The organism is Glycomyces tritici, from assembly GCF_030403505.1.
Window position 1 is genome coordinate 549,879 of the sequence record NZ_JAUEMJ010000003.1, and the last position, 16,329, is coordinate 566,207.

General features: G+C 69.0%; 15 protein-coding genes and 1 tRNA gene. 6 read left to right on the plus strand and 10 right to left on the minus strand.

Annotation, left to right across the window (positions count from 1 at the left end; genetic code table 11):
• Window positions 1-8: 8 nt before the first annotated feature.
• Complete coding sequence (locus QWI33_RS12925; RefSeq protein ID WP_289957555.1) at window positions 9-740, minus strand: hypothetical protein; 732 nt, start codon at window positions 738-740, stop codon at window positions 9-11.
• Window positions 741-846: 106 nt separating this feature from the next.
• Between QWI33_RS12925 and QWI33_RS12930 the strand changes: the two genes are divergently transcribed.
• Window positions 847-919 (plus strand) — tRNA-Arg (locus tag QWI33_RS12930).
• A 176-nt stretch (window positions 920-1,095) separates the two neighbouring features.
• On the opposite strand, the gene ku is transcribed toward QWI33_RS12930, so the two are convergent.
• Window positions 1,096-1,977, minus strand: coding sequence for a non-homologous end joining protein Ku (gene ku, locus QWI33_RS12935; protein ID WP_289957556.1), 882 nt, complete (start codon window positions 1,975-1,977; stop codon window positions 1,096-1,098).
• A gap of 248 nt (window positions 1,978-2,225) precedes the next feature.
• Here ku and QWI33_RS12940 point away from each other — a divergent pair, with 248 nt between their 5' ends.
• Window positions 2,226-2,933, plus strand: coding sequence for a glycoside hydrolase family 11 protein (locus tag QWI33_RS12940; RefSeq protein ID WP_289957557.1), 708 nt, complete (start codon window positions 2,226-2,228; stop codon window positions 2,931-2,933).
• 390 nt (window positions 2,934-3,323) lie between these two features.
• Here QWI33_RS12940 and QWI33_RS12945 read toward each other — a convergent pair whose 3' ends face one another.
• On the minus strand, window positions 3,324-3,635 hold the full coding sequence (locus QWI33_RS12945; protein WP_289957558.1) for a hypothetical protein: 312 nt from the start codon (window positions 3,633-3,635) through the stop codon (window positions 3,324-3,326).
• A gap of 487 nt (window positions 3,636-4,122) precedes the next feature.
• On the opposite strand from QWI33_RS12945, the gene QWI33_RS12950 reads away from it, so the two are divergent.
• Window positions 4,123-4,368, plus strand: coding sequence for a DUF397 domain-containing protein (locus tag QWI33_RS12950; RefSeq protein WP_289957559.1), 246 nt, complete (start codon window positions 4,123-4,125; stop codon window positions 4,366-4,368).
• Window positions 4,369-4,484: 116 nt separating this feature from the next.
• A complete protein-coding gene (locus QWI33_RS12955; protein ID WP_289957560.1) occupies window positions 4,485-5,369 on the plus strand; it encodes a Sco1979 family transcriptional regulator in 885 nt (294 codons plus the stop codon).
• Window positions 5,370-5,573: 204 nt separating this feature from the next.
• On the opposite strand, the gene QWI33_RS12960 is transcribed toward QWI33_RS12955, so the two are convergent.
• The 5 genes from QWI33_RS12960 to QWI33_RS12980 form a co-directional block, all read right to left on the minus strand.
• Window positions 5,574-5,741, minus strand: a complete 168-nt coding sequence (locus QWI33_RS12960; protein WP_289957561.1) for a hypothetical protein — start codon at window positions 5,739-5,741, stop codon at window positions 5,574-5,576.
• A gap of 191 nt (window positions 5,742-5,932) precedes the next feature.
• On the minus strand, window positions 5,933-6,754 hold the full coding sequence (locus QWI33_RS12965; RefSeq protein ID WP_289957562.1) for an SAM-dependent methyltransferase: 822 nt from the start codon (window positions 6,752-6,754) through the stop codon (window positions 5,933-5,935).
• Window positions 6,755-6,978: 224 nt separating this feature from the next.
• On the minus strand, window positions 6,979-8,118 hold the full coding sequence (locus tag QWI33_RS12970) for an LCP family protein (protein WP_289957563.1): 1,140 nt from the start codon (window positions 8,116-8,118) through the stop codon (window positions 6,979-6,981).
• A gap of 200 nt (window positions 8,119-8,318) precedes the next feature.
• Window positions 8,319-9,272, minus strand: a complete 954-nt coding sequence (locus tag QWI33_RS12975) for a UDP-glucuronic acid decarboxylase family protein (RefSeq protein WP_289957564.1) — start codon at window positions 9,270-9,272, stop codon at window positions 8,319-8,321.
• 83 nt (window positions 9,273-9,355) lie between these two features.
• On the minus strand, window positions 9,356-10,927 hold the full coding sequence (locus QWI33_RS12980) for a sugar transferase (protein ID WP_435367576.1): 1,572 nt from the start codon (window positions 10,925-10,927) through the stop codon (window positions 9,356-9,358).
• Window positions 10,928-11,153: 226 nt separating this feature from the next.
• On the opposite strand from QWI33_RS12980, the gene QWI33_RS12985 reads away from it, so the two are divergent.
• A complete protein-coding gene (locus QWI33_RS12985; RefSeq protein WP_289957566.1) occupies window positions 11,154-12,317 on the plus strand; it encodes a glycosyltransferase in 1,164 nt (387 codons plus the stop codon).
• 80 nt (window positions 12,318-12,397) lie between these two features.
• Here the strand turns inward: QWI33_RS12985 and QWI33_RS12990 are convergent, their stop codons facing one another.
• The gene (locus QWI33_RS12990) at window positions 12,398-13,099 is read right to left on the minus strand and encodes a CDP-alcohol phosphatidyltransferase family protein (protein WP_289957567.1); all 702 of its coding nucleotides are present in this window, start codon (window positions 13,097-13,099) and stop codon (window positions 12,398-12,400) included.
• A 261-nt stretch (window positions 13,100-13,360) separates the two neighbouring features.
• Between QWI33_RS12990 and QWI33_RS12995 the strand changes: the two genes are divergently transcribed.
• Window positions 13,361-14,857, plus strand: a complete 1,497-nt coding sequence (locus QWI33_RS12995) for a glutamate-cysteine ligase family protein (RefSeq protein ID WP_435367577.1) — start codon at window positions 13,361-13,363, stop codon at window positions 14,855-14,857.
• A 59-nt stretch (window positions 14,858-14,916) separates the two neighbouring features.
• On the opposite strand, the gene QWI33_RS13000 is transcribed toward QWI33_RS12995, so the two are convergent.
• Window positions 14,917-16,206, minus strand: a complete 1,290-nt coding sequence (locus tag QWI33_RS13000) for a hypothetical protein (RefSeq protein ID WP_289957569.1) — start codon at window positions 16,204-16,206, stop codon at window positions 14,917-14,919.
• Window positions 16,207-16,329 lie beyond the last annotated feature (123 nt).

A 16,329-nucleotide genomic window follows, 5' to 3' on the forward strand; every position in this document is an offset into this window, starting at 1 on the left:
CCGGGCGTTCAGGAGGTTTCGGCCGGCTCCGCCGGGTCGAGCAGTCGCGCCGCTTCGGCGAGCGGCGCGGCCTCGGCGGCCTGGCGCTGCTCAGGCAATACCGTGCGGCCCAACGTGTTCCGGGCGGTCGCGCGCGAGCGCACGACGAACCAGGTGGCGGCGGCGAGGATCGCGCCCGCGAGGAGGATCGGCAGGAGCCGCAGGTTCGCGTCGAGCCAGTGGAGGAGCTCGCGGTATTCGGCGTCGGGGTCGAGCAGGAGGACCGCGGCGACCGCGGCGGCGACGACGCCCGCGCCCGTGAACAGCCCCGACTTCCACCAGATGCCGAGGCTGAAGCGGCGCACGAGGACGCCGGCGGCGTCGATGATGCGCTTGGCGCGCAGGGCCCGGATGGTGCCGACGAGGTAGGCCAGGCGCAGGACCTGCGCGCCGCCGGCGGCGGCGACGAGGCTGACGAGGGTGAGCGCACAGACGACCAGCATCCACTTGTGCCGCCACAGCCATTCGCGCTTGTGCTCGGCGGCGAGCAGGAGGATGACCGACTCGAACCACAGCACGGCTCCGGCGGCCCAGCCGATGACCTTGCCCGTCAGCGCGAGGTTCCCGTCGGTCCAGACGGTGAGGAAGACGGCGGGGACTGAGGCGCACACCGCGACGATCACCGGTATGCGCAGTTTGTACTGGGCGAACCGGGCGAAGACGGTGAGCTTGTCGGGCCGTTTCGGGGGGTGTGGGCTCACACTTCCAATTTACGAGGTCCGTGCGCGAGAGGGAAGACCGCCTCGGCCGGCCACAGGACCGGCCGGGCGCCGCCGCCGGGCGGGTCGGCTAGAATCGTGCACTGCCGCCCCCGTAGCTCAGGGGATAGAGCGTCGGTTTCCTAAACCGTGCGTCGCAGGTTCGAATCCTGCCGGGGGCACTTTCCTCACTCGCGATCACCAGCAAAACGGTCCCTGGCCAGGCTTTTCCCGGTCAAGGGCCGTTGTCGTGTCTAGGGTTGTGGTCCGGCTGATTCCGGCCCGGGACGGCCGATTCCGGCTCGAAGGACGCGGTCGCCGTGACAGGTGTCGCAGGTTCAAGTCGCTGCCGGTAGGACTAGGAGCTGGTTCGCTTGCGGGCAGCGGCCTTTGCGGTCTTCTTCGCAGGCGTCTTCCTCGTGGCCTTCCTCGCCGCCTTCTTGGCCGTCCGCTTCCGCGCGGTCGCCGGCGGTTTGCGGCCGGGGTCGGCGGCCTCGACCGACTTCTGCAGCGCCTCAAGGATGTTCGTGACCTTCGCCGGGCGTTCGGCCTTGCCCTTGGGCGCGGGGCGGCCCTCGGCTTTCGCTTCGATGAGCTCGTCCAGGGCTTCCTGGTATTCGTCGGTGTACTGCTCGGGGTCCCAGTCGCCTGTGCGGGTGTCGATGAGCAGGTGGGCCATGTCCAGTTCGGCCTTGTCGACCTTCGCGTCGGCACCGGTGACCTCGGGGATGCGAACCTCATCAGCCCACAGCAACCGGTCCAGGACCAAGACTTTGCCGGCAGGGCGGATTACTGCGAGCGATTCTCGTTGGCGCAGCGTGATCGTCACGAGCGCAACGAGGCCCTTTTCGGCCATCGCGTCCCGCAGGACGAGGTAGGGGGCGCTGCCCTCGGCGCCGGGGCCGAGGTAGTACGCCTTGTCGTAGAAGATCGGGTCGACCTGACCCTCGGGGATGAACGCGAGCACGTCGACGTGCTTCGAGGACCGCACCGGGAGCTTGGCGAGGTCGTCGTCATCGAGAAGGACCACGTTTCCGTCCCGGTCCTCGATGCCCTTGCGGATGTCATCGGCGTCAACCGGTTCGTCGTCGAGTTCGCAGACTTTCTCGTACCGGATGCGGCCGCCGTCGTCGGCGTGGAACTGGCGCATGGTGCGGTCATGTGAGCCCGTGGCCGCGTAGACCTTGACCGGTATCCGGACGAGGCCCATTTCGATCGTGGTGTTCAGCATCGACCGCATGAACCCAGGATGCCAGCGGGGCCGCCGGGGCACAGGTGAAACATGAGTTTTCATCAGACGGCGGACCTCCTCAACAGGGGCACCATCGTCCTCGGCGGCATCTCCTCATACTTCGACAGGGATACATGCCGGCCAAATCCCGAAACTTCCGGATAAAGTATCGAAAGTTCTCCGAAACTCATTGACGCGCCTCGATGCAATACGCATACTTCTGACATCGATATCCTTCTATGCGATCTGGAGGACGCATGTCAGAAGAACACTCCCCCATCGAAGCGCCCAAGGCGAACCCGTTCAGCCGCCGGGGACTCCTGCTCGGCGGCGGGGCGCTCGCGCTCGGTGCGGCCTCGGCGCTCGCGGTGCCCGGTGTCGCGAACGCGCAGACCCTGACGCAGAACGCGACGGGCACCCACAACGGGTACTACTACTCGTTCTGGACCGACTCCCAGGGCCGGGCCTCGATGACCCTGGGTTCGGGCGGGAACTACAGCTCGCAGTGGAACGGCGCGAACAACTGGGTCGGCGGCAAGGGCTGGGCCAACGGCGGGCGCCGCACCGTCAACTACAACGGCTGGGTCAACCACGGCAGCAACGGCTACCTGGCGCTCTACGGCTGGACCTCGAACCCGCTGGTGGAGTACTACATCGTCGAATCCCACGGCCCGTACAACCCCAGCAGCGGCGCTTCCGGCCGAGGGACGGCCTACATCAACGGCAGCAACTACAGCCTCGGCCACTCGATGCGCTACAACGCCCCGTCGGTGGAGGGCACCAAGACGTTCGCGCAGTACTGGAGCGTCCGCCACAACCTCCGCAGCTCCGGCACCATCGACACCGGCGCCCACTTCGACGCGTGGGCCCGCGCCGGCATGAACCTCGGCGCTTTCCGCTACTACATGATCATGGCAACCGAGGGCTACCAGTCCACCGGCAGCTCCAACATCACCGTCCGCTGATCCGACGCCCGCGGCGGGCCGACCCGAGGACCGGGTCGGCCCGCCCCGGGGCCCCCCGCCCCCCCCCGCCCCCCCCCCCCCCGGGGGCCCCCCCCCCCCCCGGGGGGGGCCCCCCCCCCCCCGGGGGCCCCCCCCGCCGCGCCGTTCTCACCGCAGCAAGGGCGGCGCTGAGCGAGCAGCGCCACCAGGCCCAGCAACGCGGAAGCGGGCGGGGCCCGAGGTCCCGCCCGCTGTATCTCAGTGTGTCAGCACTGTTCGCGAACTTCCAAGATTCATTTGCAGAGCTCGGGGAGGCCCCCACCGGCCTCCCCGAGGCTCTATCCCACCAAACAGAACAAAGTCCCGGGAGCGCGACGGTCCCTGCCAGGTCGCCGCGCCTTGTGTTTCGCCTCAGCGAAACCGTGCTGTGTAGATGTCCCCGTCGCGGATCCAGGCGAGCTGGAGCGACGCGAACATGTCGTCGACGATCTCTTCATCCGGCAGCCCGTAGTGCTCGCCGAGGCTCCGGCCGCGGAAGTGCCACAGGAGTCCTGCCTGGACCTGGGCCGCATCCGCGATGTGCTTCCCGCATGAGCGGGCGCAGCGGTAGAGCACATGACCGCTGCGGTCGTATTCGATCGCCATAACCTGCTGGCACATCGAGCTCCGCAGCTTGCCTGCCGCGGCTGCCCCCAGCAACGTCTTGGCCTCAAGACGTTCCATGGCACCCAACCCCTCTCCGGCGACGATCGGTCCTCACCGGAACTGGCCCGGTCAGGCTCTGCAAAACCACTGGCGTTTCCGGTTGTGCGATGCAGGTCGCCGCGCGGCGAAGACGATTGCCGATCCGAGGGATTTGCGTCCCTTGGTCGACCCTGCGCCGTCGCGCACACGAGCGCCGGTTTGACGGCTTTTCGAGTCCGTGACCACGGTCGCACACTTTCGGCGTCCGTGTCTATGTGCATTCTCACATGAATCTTAACATGCATCAACACCGGGCAGATGCACGTGCATCCGCGCGAGCATCCTCATGTGCACTCACTCTGTGTAATGTGGGACACTTGGTCCGACCAGCGATGGGGATGTCGCAAAACTCCTCTGCGCGGCCGCTCTGGTAGGGCCGTGCCCGGAATCACCCGACCCCCCGGAACCCGGTCGTATTTCCGAAAGATCCGGTCGGACACGCCGGCCACTGGTGGAAGGATCTCGAATGGACAAGGCACGCAACGGCATCCCGGCAGGGGAACTCCCCTCGGCGTTGGTGTGGCGCAAGAGCACCCGCAGCGGCCCGAACGGCGGCAACTGCGTCGAGCTGGCCACGCTTCCCGGCGGCGAGGAGATCGCAGTGCGGAACTCGCGCTTCCCCGAGGGCCCGGCCCTCATCTACACGATCGCCGAGATCAAGGCGCTCGTCGAAGGCGCCAAGGACGGCGAGTTCGACGACATGATCGCTTAACGGCTTTCGGGCGAGAGCCCTTGGGCAGCACACTCACCCTGGCGGGACAGGCCGAGCGGCTACCCTGTCAGGGTGAGTTTTTCGTCCACAGCGACTGATCCGGAGGGAGGTGAGCAATGGCGAAGATGAACCCCGAAGACCTGCCGAGCGGAACGACGACCCTGCGCGTCATGATCGGCGGCAAACTCCGGCAGTTGCGCCAGGACGCCGGCATCTCCCGCGAGGACGCGGCCTACGAGATCCGCGCCGACGCCTCCAAGATCAGCCGCCTCGAACTCGGGCGCGTCTCCTTCCGGCTGCGCGACGTCCGCGACCTCATGGTCATGTACGGCGTCACGGACGACGACGAGATCGAGCGCGTGGTCGAGATGGCCCGCGAGGCCAACCGGCCGAGCAAGTGGAAGCGGTACAACGACTTCCTGCCCGACTGGTTCAGCAACTACCTGGAGATGGAGGGCGCCGCCTCCATGATCCGCACCTACGAGGTGCAGGTCATCCCCGGTCTGCTGCAGCACGAGGCGTACGCCCGCGCGGTGATGATGCTCGGCTACGGCCACACGCCGTTGACGGAGATCGACAAGCGCATCGAGGTGCGCCTCAAGCGCCAGGAGATCCTCGACCGCGAGGAGCAGGCGCCCCAGTTGTGGGCCGTGATCGACGAGGCCGCACTGCACCGCCCCTTCGGCGGCGCGAACGTCATGCACGGCCAGATCAAGGCCCTCATCGACATGTGCGACAAGCCGAACGTGCGCATCCAGGTCGTGCCGTTCATCTCCGGCGCCCACTCCGGCGCCGGCGCGCCCTTCACCTGGCTGCGGTTCGCCTACGAGGAGCTGAGCGACGTCATCTACCTCGAGCACCTCACCGGCGGCCTGTACCTGGAGCGCGACAACGAGATCGACGCCTACCAGGCGGCCATGGAGCACCTCTGCGTCCAGGCCACGCAACCGGGCAAGACCCAGGACTTCCTGCACAAGGTCCTCAAGGATCATTACAGCTAGTGACGATCGGCGTCTCTAGACGCCACGGCACCGAGAACGAAAATTCACTCGATCGAGTGAGGCTCCCGGGCACGACGAAGGCGCGCGACTTACCCACCGCGCGCCTTCACTGTTCTCGCGGACCACTCCTTGTAGCCCAGGCCCGCCATCATGACCCGGTGGTGCGGCTCGAGGTCCTCGGCCGCCGGGAGCTCGCGGCCGGGCTCACCGGGGAACCAGCGCTGGACCCGCTTCCGGCTCGACGAGCGGCAGCCCGTGGAAGTGCTCGAGGTTCTTCTCGGGCCTGCGGACGCACCCGTCGCCGAGGGATTCCAGGCCGGCGTTCTCGATCGCCTTCTGCTGCGGCCCACCGGTGTCGGTGAAGTCGGACATGAGCAGACCCGCTCGGCAGGCGTCGAGCAGCGTCTTGACCGTCGCCGGGGTGCTCCTCGTCGTGGAAGTGCATGAACAGGCCCACCACGATGAGGCCGATCGGACGGTCGAAGTCGATCTTCCGCTCCATCGAAGCGACGCGGGCGGCGGGCGCGAACCTGCCCGCCGCGCCAGCGAAGTCGTTGGGGGCGTTACGCCTTGTAGCCGACGCCGACCATGATGATCCGCTCGTGCTCTTCGAGGTCATCTGCGGCCGGGACCTCCCGGTCCGGCTCCTCGGGGAACCAGCGGGTCGGGTAGTCCAGGCCCGGCGGGACGAGCGGCAGGCCCTGGAAGTGCGCCTCGATCTGCTCCGGGGTGCGGATCCAGCCGTTGCCGAGGGCCTGGATGCAGGACTTCTCCATCGCCTTCTGCTCCGGGTAGCCGGTGTCGGCGAAGTCGGTGATGTGCAGGTACGACCCGCTCGGGCAGGCGTCGAGCAGCGTCTTGATCCAGCTGCCCGGGTCCTCGTCGGGGTGGAAGTGCATCATCAGGCCCACGACCATCAGCCCGACGGGGCGGGTGAAGTCGATGAACTTGTTGACCTCGGGGTGCTCCAGGATGCTCTGCGGGTCGCGCAGGTCCGCCGTGACGATCGTGGTCGATTCGTTGGTGGCCAGCAGGGCCCGGCCGTGCGCCAGCACGATCGGGTCGTTGTCCACATAGCAGACCTTGGCGTTCGGGTTGATCCGCTGCGCCACCTGGTGGGTGTTCTCCATCGTCGGCAGACCCGCCCCGATGTCCAGGAACTGGTCGATCCCCTGCTTCGCCACGAACGCCACGCCCTTGCTGAGGCCCAGGCGGTTGTCCTGGCTGGCCTCGCGGATCTTCGGGACGTGCTTCGCGATCATGGCGGCGCCTTCGCGGTCGACCGCGAAGTTGTCCTTGCCGCCGAGGGTCGCGTCGTAGACGCGGGCAATGGAGGGCCTGGAGATGTCGAAGTCGGGCACGTAGTCTTCTGCGTTCTCAGCCATCGGCTCAGCCTCTTCGTCGAAGGAACGGTGAAAATATCCTACGACCTTGATCACACTGCCGAACTTCGGGATCACCCCATCGGGCCACAGTGCTCACATTTGATTCAATCGAATCATCAGGCGCACCAACCACTTCAGACGACAACGGTCCACTGCGGTCGCTCGAATGCGAGGGAACGTCAAAGGGCCCGAGCGCAACGCCCGGGCCCTTTCGACGAGGAGGTCTACTCCTCTTCGTCCTTGGGGTTCGCCTCGATCCAGTCGGCGACCTTGTCGTCCCGCACGGCCTCCCAGAGGCTCACGGCCTCGGGGTTGCTCCCCTCCGGGTTCTCGGGGTCCTCGGCGTACACGACGACCGACTGGCCGCCCTGCTCGCCGGTGCCCAGGTGCGGCGTGGTCATGAAGACCAGGTCGTCGCTGCGCATGTCCATCAGGTTGATCGCGGTGGACACCGCGTTGAAGTTCGTGTCCACCTTCACCGCATCCGAAGTGGACGAGATGAAGGAGGTCAGCTTGTCCTCGTTGGTGAGCACGCCCGCGCTGAGCGCGGAGTCCATGATCGCCTTGATGAGGTCCTGCTGGTGGCGCATGCGGGCGAAGTCGCCCTCGTTGTACTGGTAGCGCTGGCGCACGTAGTCCAGGGCCTGTTCGCCGTCCATCTGGTTCGGCCCGGCCTCGAAGAACGTGTGCTCGCCGTGGATCGACTCGACGCCGGGCGGGTCGGTGATGTAGCCGTCCGCGTCGGCGGCCTGGACGTCCAGCGTGACGCCGCCGAGGGCGTCCACGACCGCGACGAGGCCGTTGAAGTCGATCTCGATGATGTGGTCGATGCGCACGCCGGTGAGGTTCTCGATCGTGCGCACGGTGAGGTTCACGCCGCCCCACGCGTAGGCCGCGTTGAACTTGTCGAAGGTGTCGGAGACCTCCGCGTCGGGGTCCTCGGGGATGTACACGTAGAGGTCGCGCGGGATCGAGATGCCGTACGCGGCATTGCCGTCCTCGTTGACGTGCATGAGGATCGTGGTGTCCGAGCGGGCGTCCGACTCGTCGTTGCCCTCGCGGTGGTCCGAGCCGATCACGAGGAGGTTCAGCGCCTGGTTGGTGCGCTCGGGACGGTCCTCTTCGGGGATGGCGTCGAGGTCGAACGCGCGGTCGAGGTCTTCGTTGGTGCTGTTCGCGGTCGACCAGACGGCGAACCCGCCGCCGGCCGCGGCGATCGAGGCCACCAGGCCGATCCCGGAGCCGATGAGGCCCCGGCGGGTGGGGCCGCCGGCGGCCGCCTGTGCGACCCCGGCTCCGCCACCGCTGCCGCCTCCGGGCGGCACCGAGGCGCTGCCGCGGTAATTGGAGCCATATTGCGTCATGGCCCCAGCTTACGTGGTGGCCGCTAGCGCCCTCAGGCGTGGAAGCCCGGCACGTGTCTCGGAATCCTCTGAGGTGACGGTGAGTCCGCGCACCCTACGAACCCGCAGGCTTCGCCGCGCTCTACTGAGGTTCGCGGCTCCGTGGCGCTCTGGAACGCGACTTCGCCGCACTCCGCTCAGGTTCGCGACGTCGTGGTGTTCTACTCGGAACGCGACTTCGTCGCGAAGTAGTCGATGGTCGCCTTGAGGCCGGCCTCGTAGTGCACCTGCGGCTCGTAGCCGAGCAGCTCGCGGGCGGTGGTGAGGTCGGGGCGGCGTCGCTCGGGGTCGTCCGCCGGGCGGTCGATGTACTCGATCTTCGAGGACGAGCCGGTCAGCCGCAGGATGATCTCGGCCATCTCCAGGACGGAGAGCTCGTACTCGGTGCCGAGGTTGACCGGGCCGTACTCGCCGGACTCCAGGAGCAGGATCAGGCCGCTCACCAGGTCGTCGACGTAGCACAGCGAGCGGGTCTGCGAGCCGTCGCCGGCGACGGTGAGCGGGTCGCCCGCGAGGGCCTGCGAGACGAAGCTGGGGATGACCCGGCCGTCGTCGGGGCGCATGCGCGGGCCGTACGTGTTGAAGATCCGCACGATCGCCGCGTCGAGGCCCTTGTGGCGGTGGTAGGCCGCGACGGCGGCCTCGCTGAAGCGCTTCGCCTCGTCGTAGCAGGAGCGGATCCCGATCGGGTTCACGTTGCCCCAGTAGGACTCCGGCTGCGGGTGGACCAGCGGGTCGCCGTAGACCTCGGAGGTCGAGGCCATGAGGAAGCGGGCGCCGTCGGCCAGGGCGCGGTCGAGCGCGTGGAACGTGCCGATCGAGTCGACGCGGAGGATCTCGACGGGGAGCGTGGCGAAGTCGACCGGGCTGGCCGGGCACGCGAAGTGCAGGACCGCGTCGAAGGGCGCGTCGCCGACGGGCAGGCCCTCGGTGACGTCGGCCTCGACCACGGTGAGTCGCGGGTGCTCGGCGAGGTTCTCGCGGGACCCGGTGACGAAGTTGTCGACAGCGGTCACTTCGCAGCCCTTCGCCAGGAGCGCGTCGACCAGGTGGCTGCCCACCAGGCCCGCGCCGCCCGTGACGAGGATGCGGCTGCCGGTTCCGTAAGTAGTCATCAAGATCCAAGAATATCAGGGTTGGCCCGGTGTTCACCTGGGCGCAAGCTGAGTGTTCCCTCAACGCACGCCGCTGTGCCCGGTCAGTACGCGCCCTTTCGGCGCAACACTACAGCGACAGTGCGGAACAGGATCTGAAGGTCGGTCGTGAGCGACCAGTTGTCGACGTAGTAGAGGTCGAGTCGGACCGCGTCGTCCCACGACAGGTCCGAGCGGCCCGAGACCTGCCACAGGCCGGTGATGCCGGGCCGCACGAGCAGGCGGCGGCGCACGTCGCCGAGGAAGTCGCCGTTCTCGGCCGGGAGCGGGCGGGGGCCGACCAGGCTCATCTCGCCGCGGACCACGTTGATGAGCTGCGGGAACTCGTCGATGGAGGTGCGGCGGAGCCACTTGCCGACGTTGGTGATGCGCGGGTCGTCCTTCATCTTGAACAGCAGGCCGTCGGTCTCGTTGTGCATCATGAGCGCGGCCTGGCGCTCCTCCGCGTCGATGTACATGGTGCGGAACTTCCAGCAGGAGAAGGTCTCGCCGTCGCGGCCGACCCGGTTCTGGCGGAAGAAGACCGGCCCGGGGCTGTCCATCTTGATGGCGATCGCCACGCCCAGGAACAGCGGCGAGAGCAGCACGAGGCCGAGCACCGAGGAGGAGATGTCGAGGACGTTCTTGATCAGCCAGCCGATGCCGGAGATCTTCGGCTCCTCCACGTGCAGGAGCGGCAGGCCCTCCACGGGGCGGATGTGCACGCGCGGGCCCGCGATGTCCGTCAGCTGCGGGGCGACCACCAGGTCGCGGCCGGTGCCCTCGAGCTGCCAGGCCAGGCGGCGCAGGTCGGAGGCGTCGGCCGAGGCCGAACCGCACACCGCGAGCGTGTCCGCCTCCAGCTGCTCGGCGCAGGTGACGACGTCGGTCCCGGCGAAGACCGGGACCGGGGTGTCGAGGTTGCGGACCGAGGAGGCGCCCTCGGTCACGTATATGCCCACGGGGACGAGGCCGGCCGCGGAAGCGCGGCGCACCGTCCGGTAGACCTCGAGGGCCTCGGGGTAGGAGCCGATGAGCAGGACGCGCTGCACGCCGCGCCCGTTCGCGCGCATCCGGTGCAGGCCGTAGCGGGCGCCGTAGCGGAACGTGGTGACGAGCACTGCCGCGGCCAGCAGGATCACCGCGACCGCGACACGCGAGACGTCCGCTTTGAAGGTGAGCGCGGCGAAGGAGACGAGGGCCAGCATGAACATGGAGGCGCGGATGACCCGCTTGAACTCCTCGTTGCCCATGCCGAAGTAGCGGCGGTCGTAGGAGCCGGTGCCCCACAGGGCGAGCAGCCACGCGAGCGGCAGGAGCAGCCACACCGTGAGGTAGAAGAAGTGCTGCTGGTTGTTCGTGTCGAAGCCGGCGCTCGGGGAGGCGGTGAAGTTCACCGTGATGACGGTGGCGAGCACGACGGCGAGGAGGTCGGCGCCCACCAGCGCGGCCTGGTAGTACCGGTGCCAGTTGGAGGCGCGGACGAGGCGGCGCCAGGTGGAGCGGGTGACTCCGTTGGTGACGAGCTGCGGGTCACCGGATTCGCGAGTTCTGGCCACCGGCGTCCCCGTCCGTCCGTACGGAGCACCCCCACTTCCGTGGAGATCCTTTGCTGGGCGTTCCAGGCTCGTAGCCACTGCACATCCCTGCGGTCGTCAGCTTACGGTGGAGGTGAGTGTCCGCGGGCGGAGATCAGCGCTGCGTCTCCGACTGCGCCTTTTCTCGAGCTGGGCGGCCCGCCGACACGGTACCCGACAACCTACACCTATTCCGCTCCTGCGGTATGTTCGCCCGAGCGGAAAGCAGCCCGCGCCACCCCCGGAGAGCACCGCACGAGACCGCACCGCTTAAGGACCGCGCCCAGTGAAGATCGTCATCGCCCACAACAGGTACTCCTCCGCGCAGCCTTCGGGCGAGAACACGATCGTGGACTACGAGATCGGGGCGCTGCGCGAGGCCGGTGTCGAGGTCGTGCCGTTCCTGCGCTCCTCAGACGAGATCGCTTCGCTTCCCGCGCATAAGAAAGCAGCGCTCGCCGCGTCCCCGATCCACGCGGCCGGGACGCAGCGCGAACTCGCCGCGCTCCTGGAGCGCGAGCGCCCCGACCTGCTGCACCTGCACAACCCGTACCCGCTGCTGTCCCCTTCGGTCGTGGGCACCGCCCACAAGCACGGGGTGAAAGTGGTGCAGACCATTCACAACTACCGGCACGACTGCATGAACGGGCTCTACTTCAGGGACGGCCACGACTGCCGCGACTGCCACGGCAAGCGCTGGAACGGGCCGGGCGTGCAGCACGCCTGCTACCGGGGGTCGCGCGCGCAGAGCGCCGTGATGGCGGTCGCACTCGGGGTGCACCAGGGGACGTGGCGCGGCGTGGACCGCTTCATCGCGCTCACCGACGCGATGGCCGAGTACCTGCGGAGCATCGGCATCCGCGACGAGCAGATCCGGGTGAAGCCGAACGCGGTCGCCGACCCCGGCGCGGTGCCGCTCGGGGAGGGCTTCCTGTTCGGGGCGCGGCTGGTGCCGGAGAAGGGCGTCGCGCTGCTGCTCGACGCCTGGTCGCGCGCGGACCTGCCGGGCCGGGTGCTGCGGATCGCCGGCGACGGGCCACTGCGGCCCCTCGTGGAATCGGCCGCGGCCGAACGCGACGACATCGAGTACCTCGGGCAGCTCGAACCCGCCGAGCGGGACGCGGCCCTGGCCGCCTCGGCGGCGGTCGTGGTGCCCTCGATCTGGCAGGACATCCTGCCGACCACCGGCATCGAAGCGCTCGCGGCGGGCCGCGCGATCGTGGCGACCAGGATGGGCGGCGCGCCGTTCATCGCCGGAGCCGACACCGACGCGCCTGCCGGCGTCGCGGTCGCACCCGACGCGGCAGCGCTCGCGCACGGACTCGAAGCGGTCGCGAATGACCCTGCGTACGCCGCGAATGCAAGGGCGCGTTACGAAGCGGTGTTCGCGCCCGAGGTGACGCTGCGGCGGCTCGTCGAGATCTACGAGGAACTGATCGCCGCGGACTGAGGCCGATTCCGCACCCTGCTCAGCGCAGGGACGCGCAGGCGCTGCCGCGAGGCGGCGAACCCCCGAGCGCGGGACGGGATCTAGCGCAGGGACGCGCGGGCGTTGCTCGCGATGCTCGCCAGCAGGAACAGCGCGTTCACCGCGCCGAAGCCGAGCAGCACGACCGCCATGAGCTCGGGCCAGATCAGGGCCAGGGCGATCACCACGATGATGAAGCCGTAGTCGCGCACCAGCTTGATCAGCCGCACGATGATGCTGGTGCTCTTCACCATCGAGACGCCGTCGTCCTCTTTGGCCATCACCGCGGTGACGAGGTTCGTCATCCACAGGGCCGCGAAGGCCGCGCCGCACCATGCCGGCAGCTCGGGCGTGTAGGCACTGGTCACGGCCACCACCACGGAGACCACCGACGCCTGGATCGCGATGTCGCACAGGATGTCGACGCGCGCGCCCGCCTCGGAGCCGGTGCCGGTGACGCGCGCGAGCTGGCCGTCGGCGCAGTCGAGCATGTAGGCGACCTGCCAGACCACCAGCGCGGCGACGGCCACCGGCCACCACGGCGCGCCGTCCTGCGCGGCCGGGATGTAGGCGATGACGCCGACGCTGATGCCCACGCCGAGCAGCAGGTTCGCGAACGAGAGGTGCGTGGGCTTGAGACCCATTCGCCAAGCGGCGTAAGCGAAGTAAGCGGCGCCGCGCTGGTCGAGGAGGGTGGCGAGGCCTCCGCCGCGGTGGGCGGCGAGGAAGTCGGCGGGCCGGTGGGGCGGGCGCTGGTCGGTCACGCGGGCATCCTATAGGGCGCACGAAGCGTCTCCGTCCGGCCGCGGAACGTGTTCTGGATGACGCAAGGCGTGAGCTGCCTTGATACAGATAGTGAACTTCCGAAACCCTGTTGTGTCAAGATCCCGACACTACAACCGAACCCCGGTCCCTAATATGAGCGCGATCCACACCATTTGGGACGAAAGTGCTTCTCCCTTGGTAGCCAGCACATGACCGAAAGTCTTAAGGTTGATGGACCTTTCATTCCTGGGGAGGAAAATATGGGGGACGAGGTGACCGGTTCTGCCCTGCGGCACTGGGATCATCCCGCGTACACGGCGAGACTCCAGGCAGGTCGGACGGCCCTCGCGCAGCTGCTGACCGACCGGCGTCTCGACCGGGACCGGCCCATGACGGGACTCGAGCTCGAGCTCGACCTGGTAGAGCCGAACGGGGACCCGGCGTTCGCGAACGATTCGGTGCTGGAGCACCTGCACACCTCGGGCGAGGAGGACGCGCTCTACGGCGCTCAACATGAACTGGGCGCCTTCAACATCGAGCTGAACCTGCCGCCGCGGCTCCTCGACGGGGCCGGGATCTCCTGGTACGAGAGCGATCTGGCGGCCGTGCTGTCGGAGGTGCGGGAGGCCGGCGACAAGGCCGGAGTGCAGGTCTGCCCCATCGGGACGATGCCCACCCTGTACACCGACCACATGGGCGTCGACGCGCTCTCGCGCACCAAGCGGTACCGCATCCTCAACGACGAGATCATGTCGCAGCGCGGGGAGGACCTGCGGATCGACATCCGCGGGGCCGAGTCCGTCGACTACACGTCGTCGACGATCGCGCCGGAGGCGGCGAACACGTCGGTGCAGTTCCACCTGCAGGTGTCCCCTGAGGACTTCGCGCGGTACTGGAACGCGGCGCAGGCGATCGCGGGCGTCCAGGTGGCGACGGGTGCGAACTCGCCGTACCTGTTCGGGCGGCAGCTGTGGGCCGAGACGCGGGTGATCCTGTTCGAGCAGGGCACCGACACGCGGCGGGCGAACCAGCGCAAGGCGGGCGCGAAACCGCGGGCGTGGTTCGGGGAGCGGTGGATCGACGGGGTGCTGGAGCTGTTCGACGAGAACTACCGGCATTTCGCGCCGCTTTTACCGCTTTGCGACGAGGAGGACCCGCTCGCGGTGACCGCGGCCGGCGGGGTGCCGTCGCTTCGCGAACTGCGGTACCACAACGGGACGGTGTACCGGTGGAACCGCCCGGTCTACGACGTCTGCTCGGGCCGCCCGCATGTGCGGGTGGAGAACCGGGTGGTCGCGGCGGGGCCGACAGCCGTGGACATCTGCGCGAACATGGCGCTGTTCTACGGCCTGGTGGTGCACTACGCGAACGCGCCGGTCCCGCTCAGCGAGCGGATGGACTTCGACCGGGCGGCGGCGAACTTCCGCTCGGCGGCGCGGCACGGCATCCAGGCCGACCAGTGGTGGCCCGGGCGCGGGCTCGTCCCGGTGCGGGCGCTGGTCCTGGAGGAGCTGCTGCCCGCCGCGGCCGAAGGGCTCGCCGCGATGGGCGTGGTGAGCCGGGACATCGGGCGCTACCTCGGGGTCATCGAGGCGCGGTGCCGCCGGGGCGTGAACGGCTCGACCTGGCAGGTCGCGCGCGTGCAGGTGGCCGAGCACCGGCAGCGGCTGGAGCGGCGGGACGCGCTGCGGGCCATGGTGCTCGACTACGCGGCCCGATCCGCCGACGGCAGGCCGGTGCACGACTGGGAGGTATGAGCAGATGAGAGCGGCCGGGCCCGACAGGGCCCGGCCGCTCCCGTTTCCGGGGGTGGTGGTCAGGATTCGTCCGGATCGGTCGCCTCACCGGAGTCGATCTTGCGGCGGGTGCGGCCGACGGCCTTCTTGGCGCGCCGCGCCGGCTTGGGCTTCTCCGGCTCGGGCTCGGTGTCGCTCATGTCGACGGCCTTGAGTTCCTGGACCCAGTCGACGTCCGCGTTCGGCTCGTCGTCGCCCTCCTGCGGCTCCCAGTCGGCGCGCTTCTGCTCGTCGTGCTTCGCGGCCTGCTTGGCGGCCCGGGCCTCGCGCCGCGAAGGGCGCTTGGGCTGCTCGGGCGGGAACTTCGCCGGCAGATCCTTCGTGTCGCCGAACTGCGCGTCGTCGTAGGCCGAAGCCGGTTCGGGCACCGTCCAGCCGGGCACCGACTCGACCAGCCCGGGCGGCACCGGCTCGCGATCCTCGGGACGGTCGTCGATCTGCCCGCCGGCCTTCGGCAGGGCGCACACGACCAGCGACCCGAGGAGCCCGGCGATGGCCGCGTAAGGGCCGACCAGGAGGACGGACATCGACTGGGCGTCGTCGACCGGGGTGAGCCCGGCGACCATGTGCGCGGCGGTGACGATGAGCGGCCCGGCGATCCCGGAGGCCGCGGCGATGCGGTAGCCGGAGCTGGTGATCGGCCCGCGCCGGGCGAGGAAGGCGACGACCACGCCGATGACGGCCGAGCCGATGATGAACGGGACCGCGATCGTGAGGCCGCGCCGCCCCAGGATGGTGTCCGGGCCCGCCCAGGATCCCCAGACGGCGAGTTCGTGGACGGGGGAGACGCGGTCGCCGACGTCGATGAACACGGACAGGATCGCCAGCAGCCACACCAGAGCGACCGAGGCGCCGACGTTCACCGCGACCGAGCGCGAGCTCAGTCCGATGAGCGCCAGGGCGAAGCCGACCAGGGAGCCGAGCCCGGCGGCGATGAGCGGGTCGGTCGGGAAGGCCTCGAACCCGGCGCCCTGCTCGGCTGAGAGCGACACGAGCGGCCCGACGAGAAAGGCCCCCGCAGCGCCCGCCAAGACGGCGCCGACTCGCGTTGCGGTCCCGAGCCGCGCGGCTCGGGAGCCGATCGCGCCCGAGGCGAGGCCTCCGATCAGGCACGAGGCGGCCGAGAACCAGGCCACCCATGCGAGGTTGGCGTTCCAGCGGAACTCGAGGACGGGGTCGGCGGCGCCGGGGGCGGCGTCAGCCCAGGAGAGGAGCCCGAAGCCGTAGGCCAGCCCGAGCTGCGCGAGCGCGGCGAGCGCCGCGACCGCGAACCCGGCGCCGACGGTCTTCGCGGCGTATCTAGGTGACATACGTCGCACCGTACTGCGTGTACGCAATGGAGTCTCGGACGGGCGATCGGGTGAGGTCGCGCGAGGTGCGCGCCGGCGGGCCCGACGATGTCCCTGCGCGGCCTGCGGGCATGCCTCTGCGGT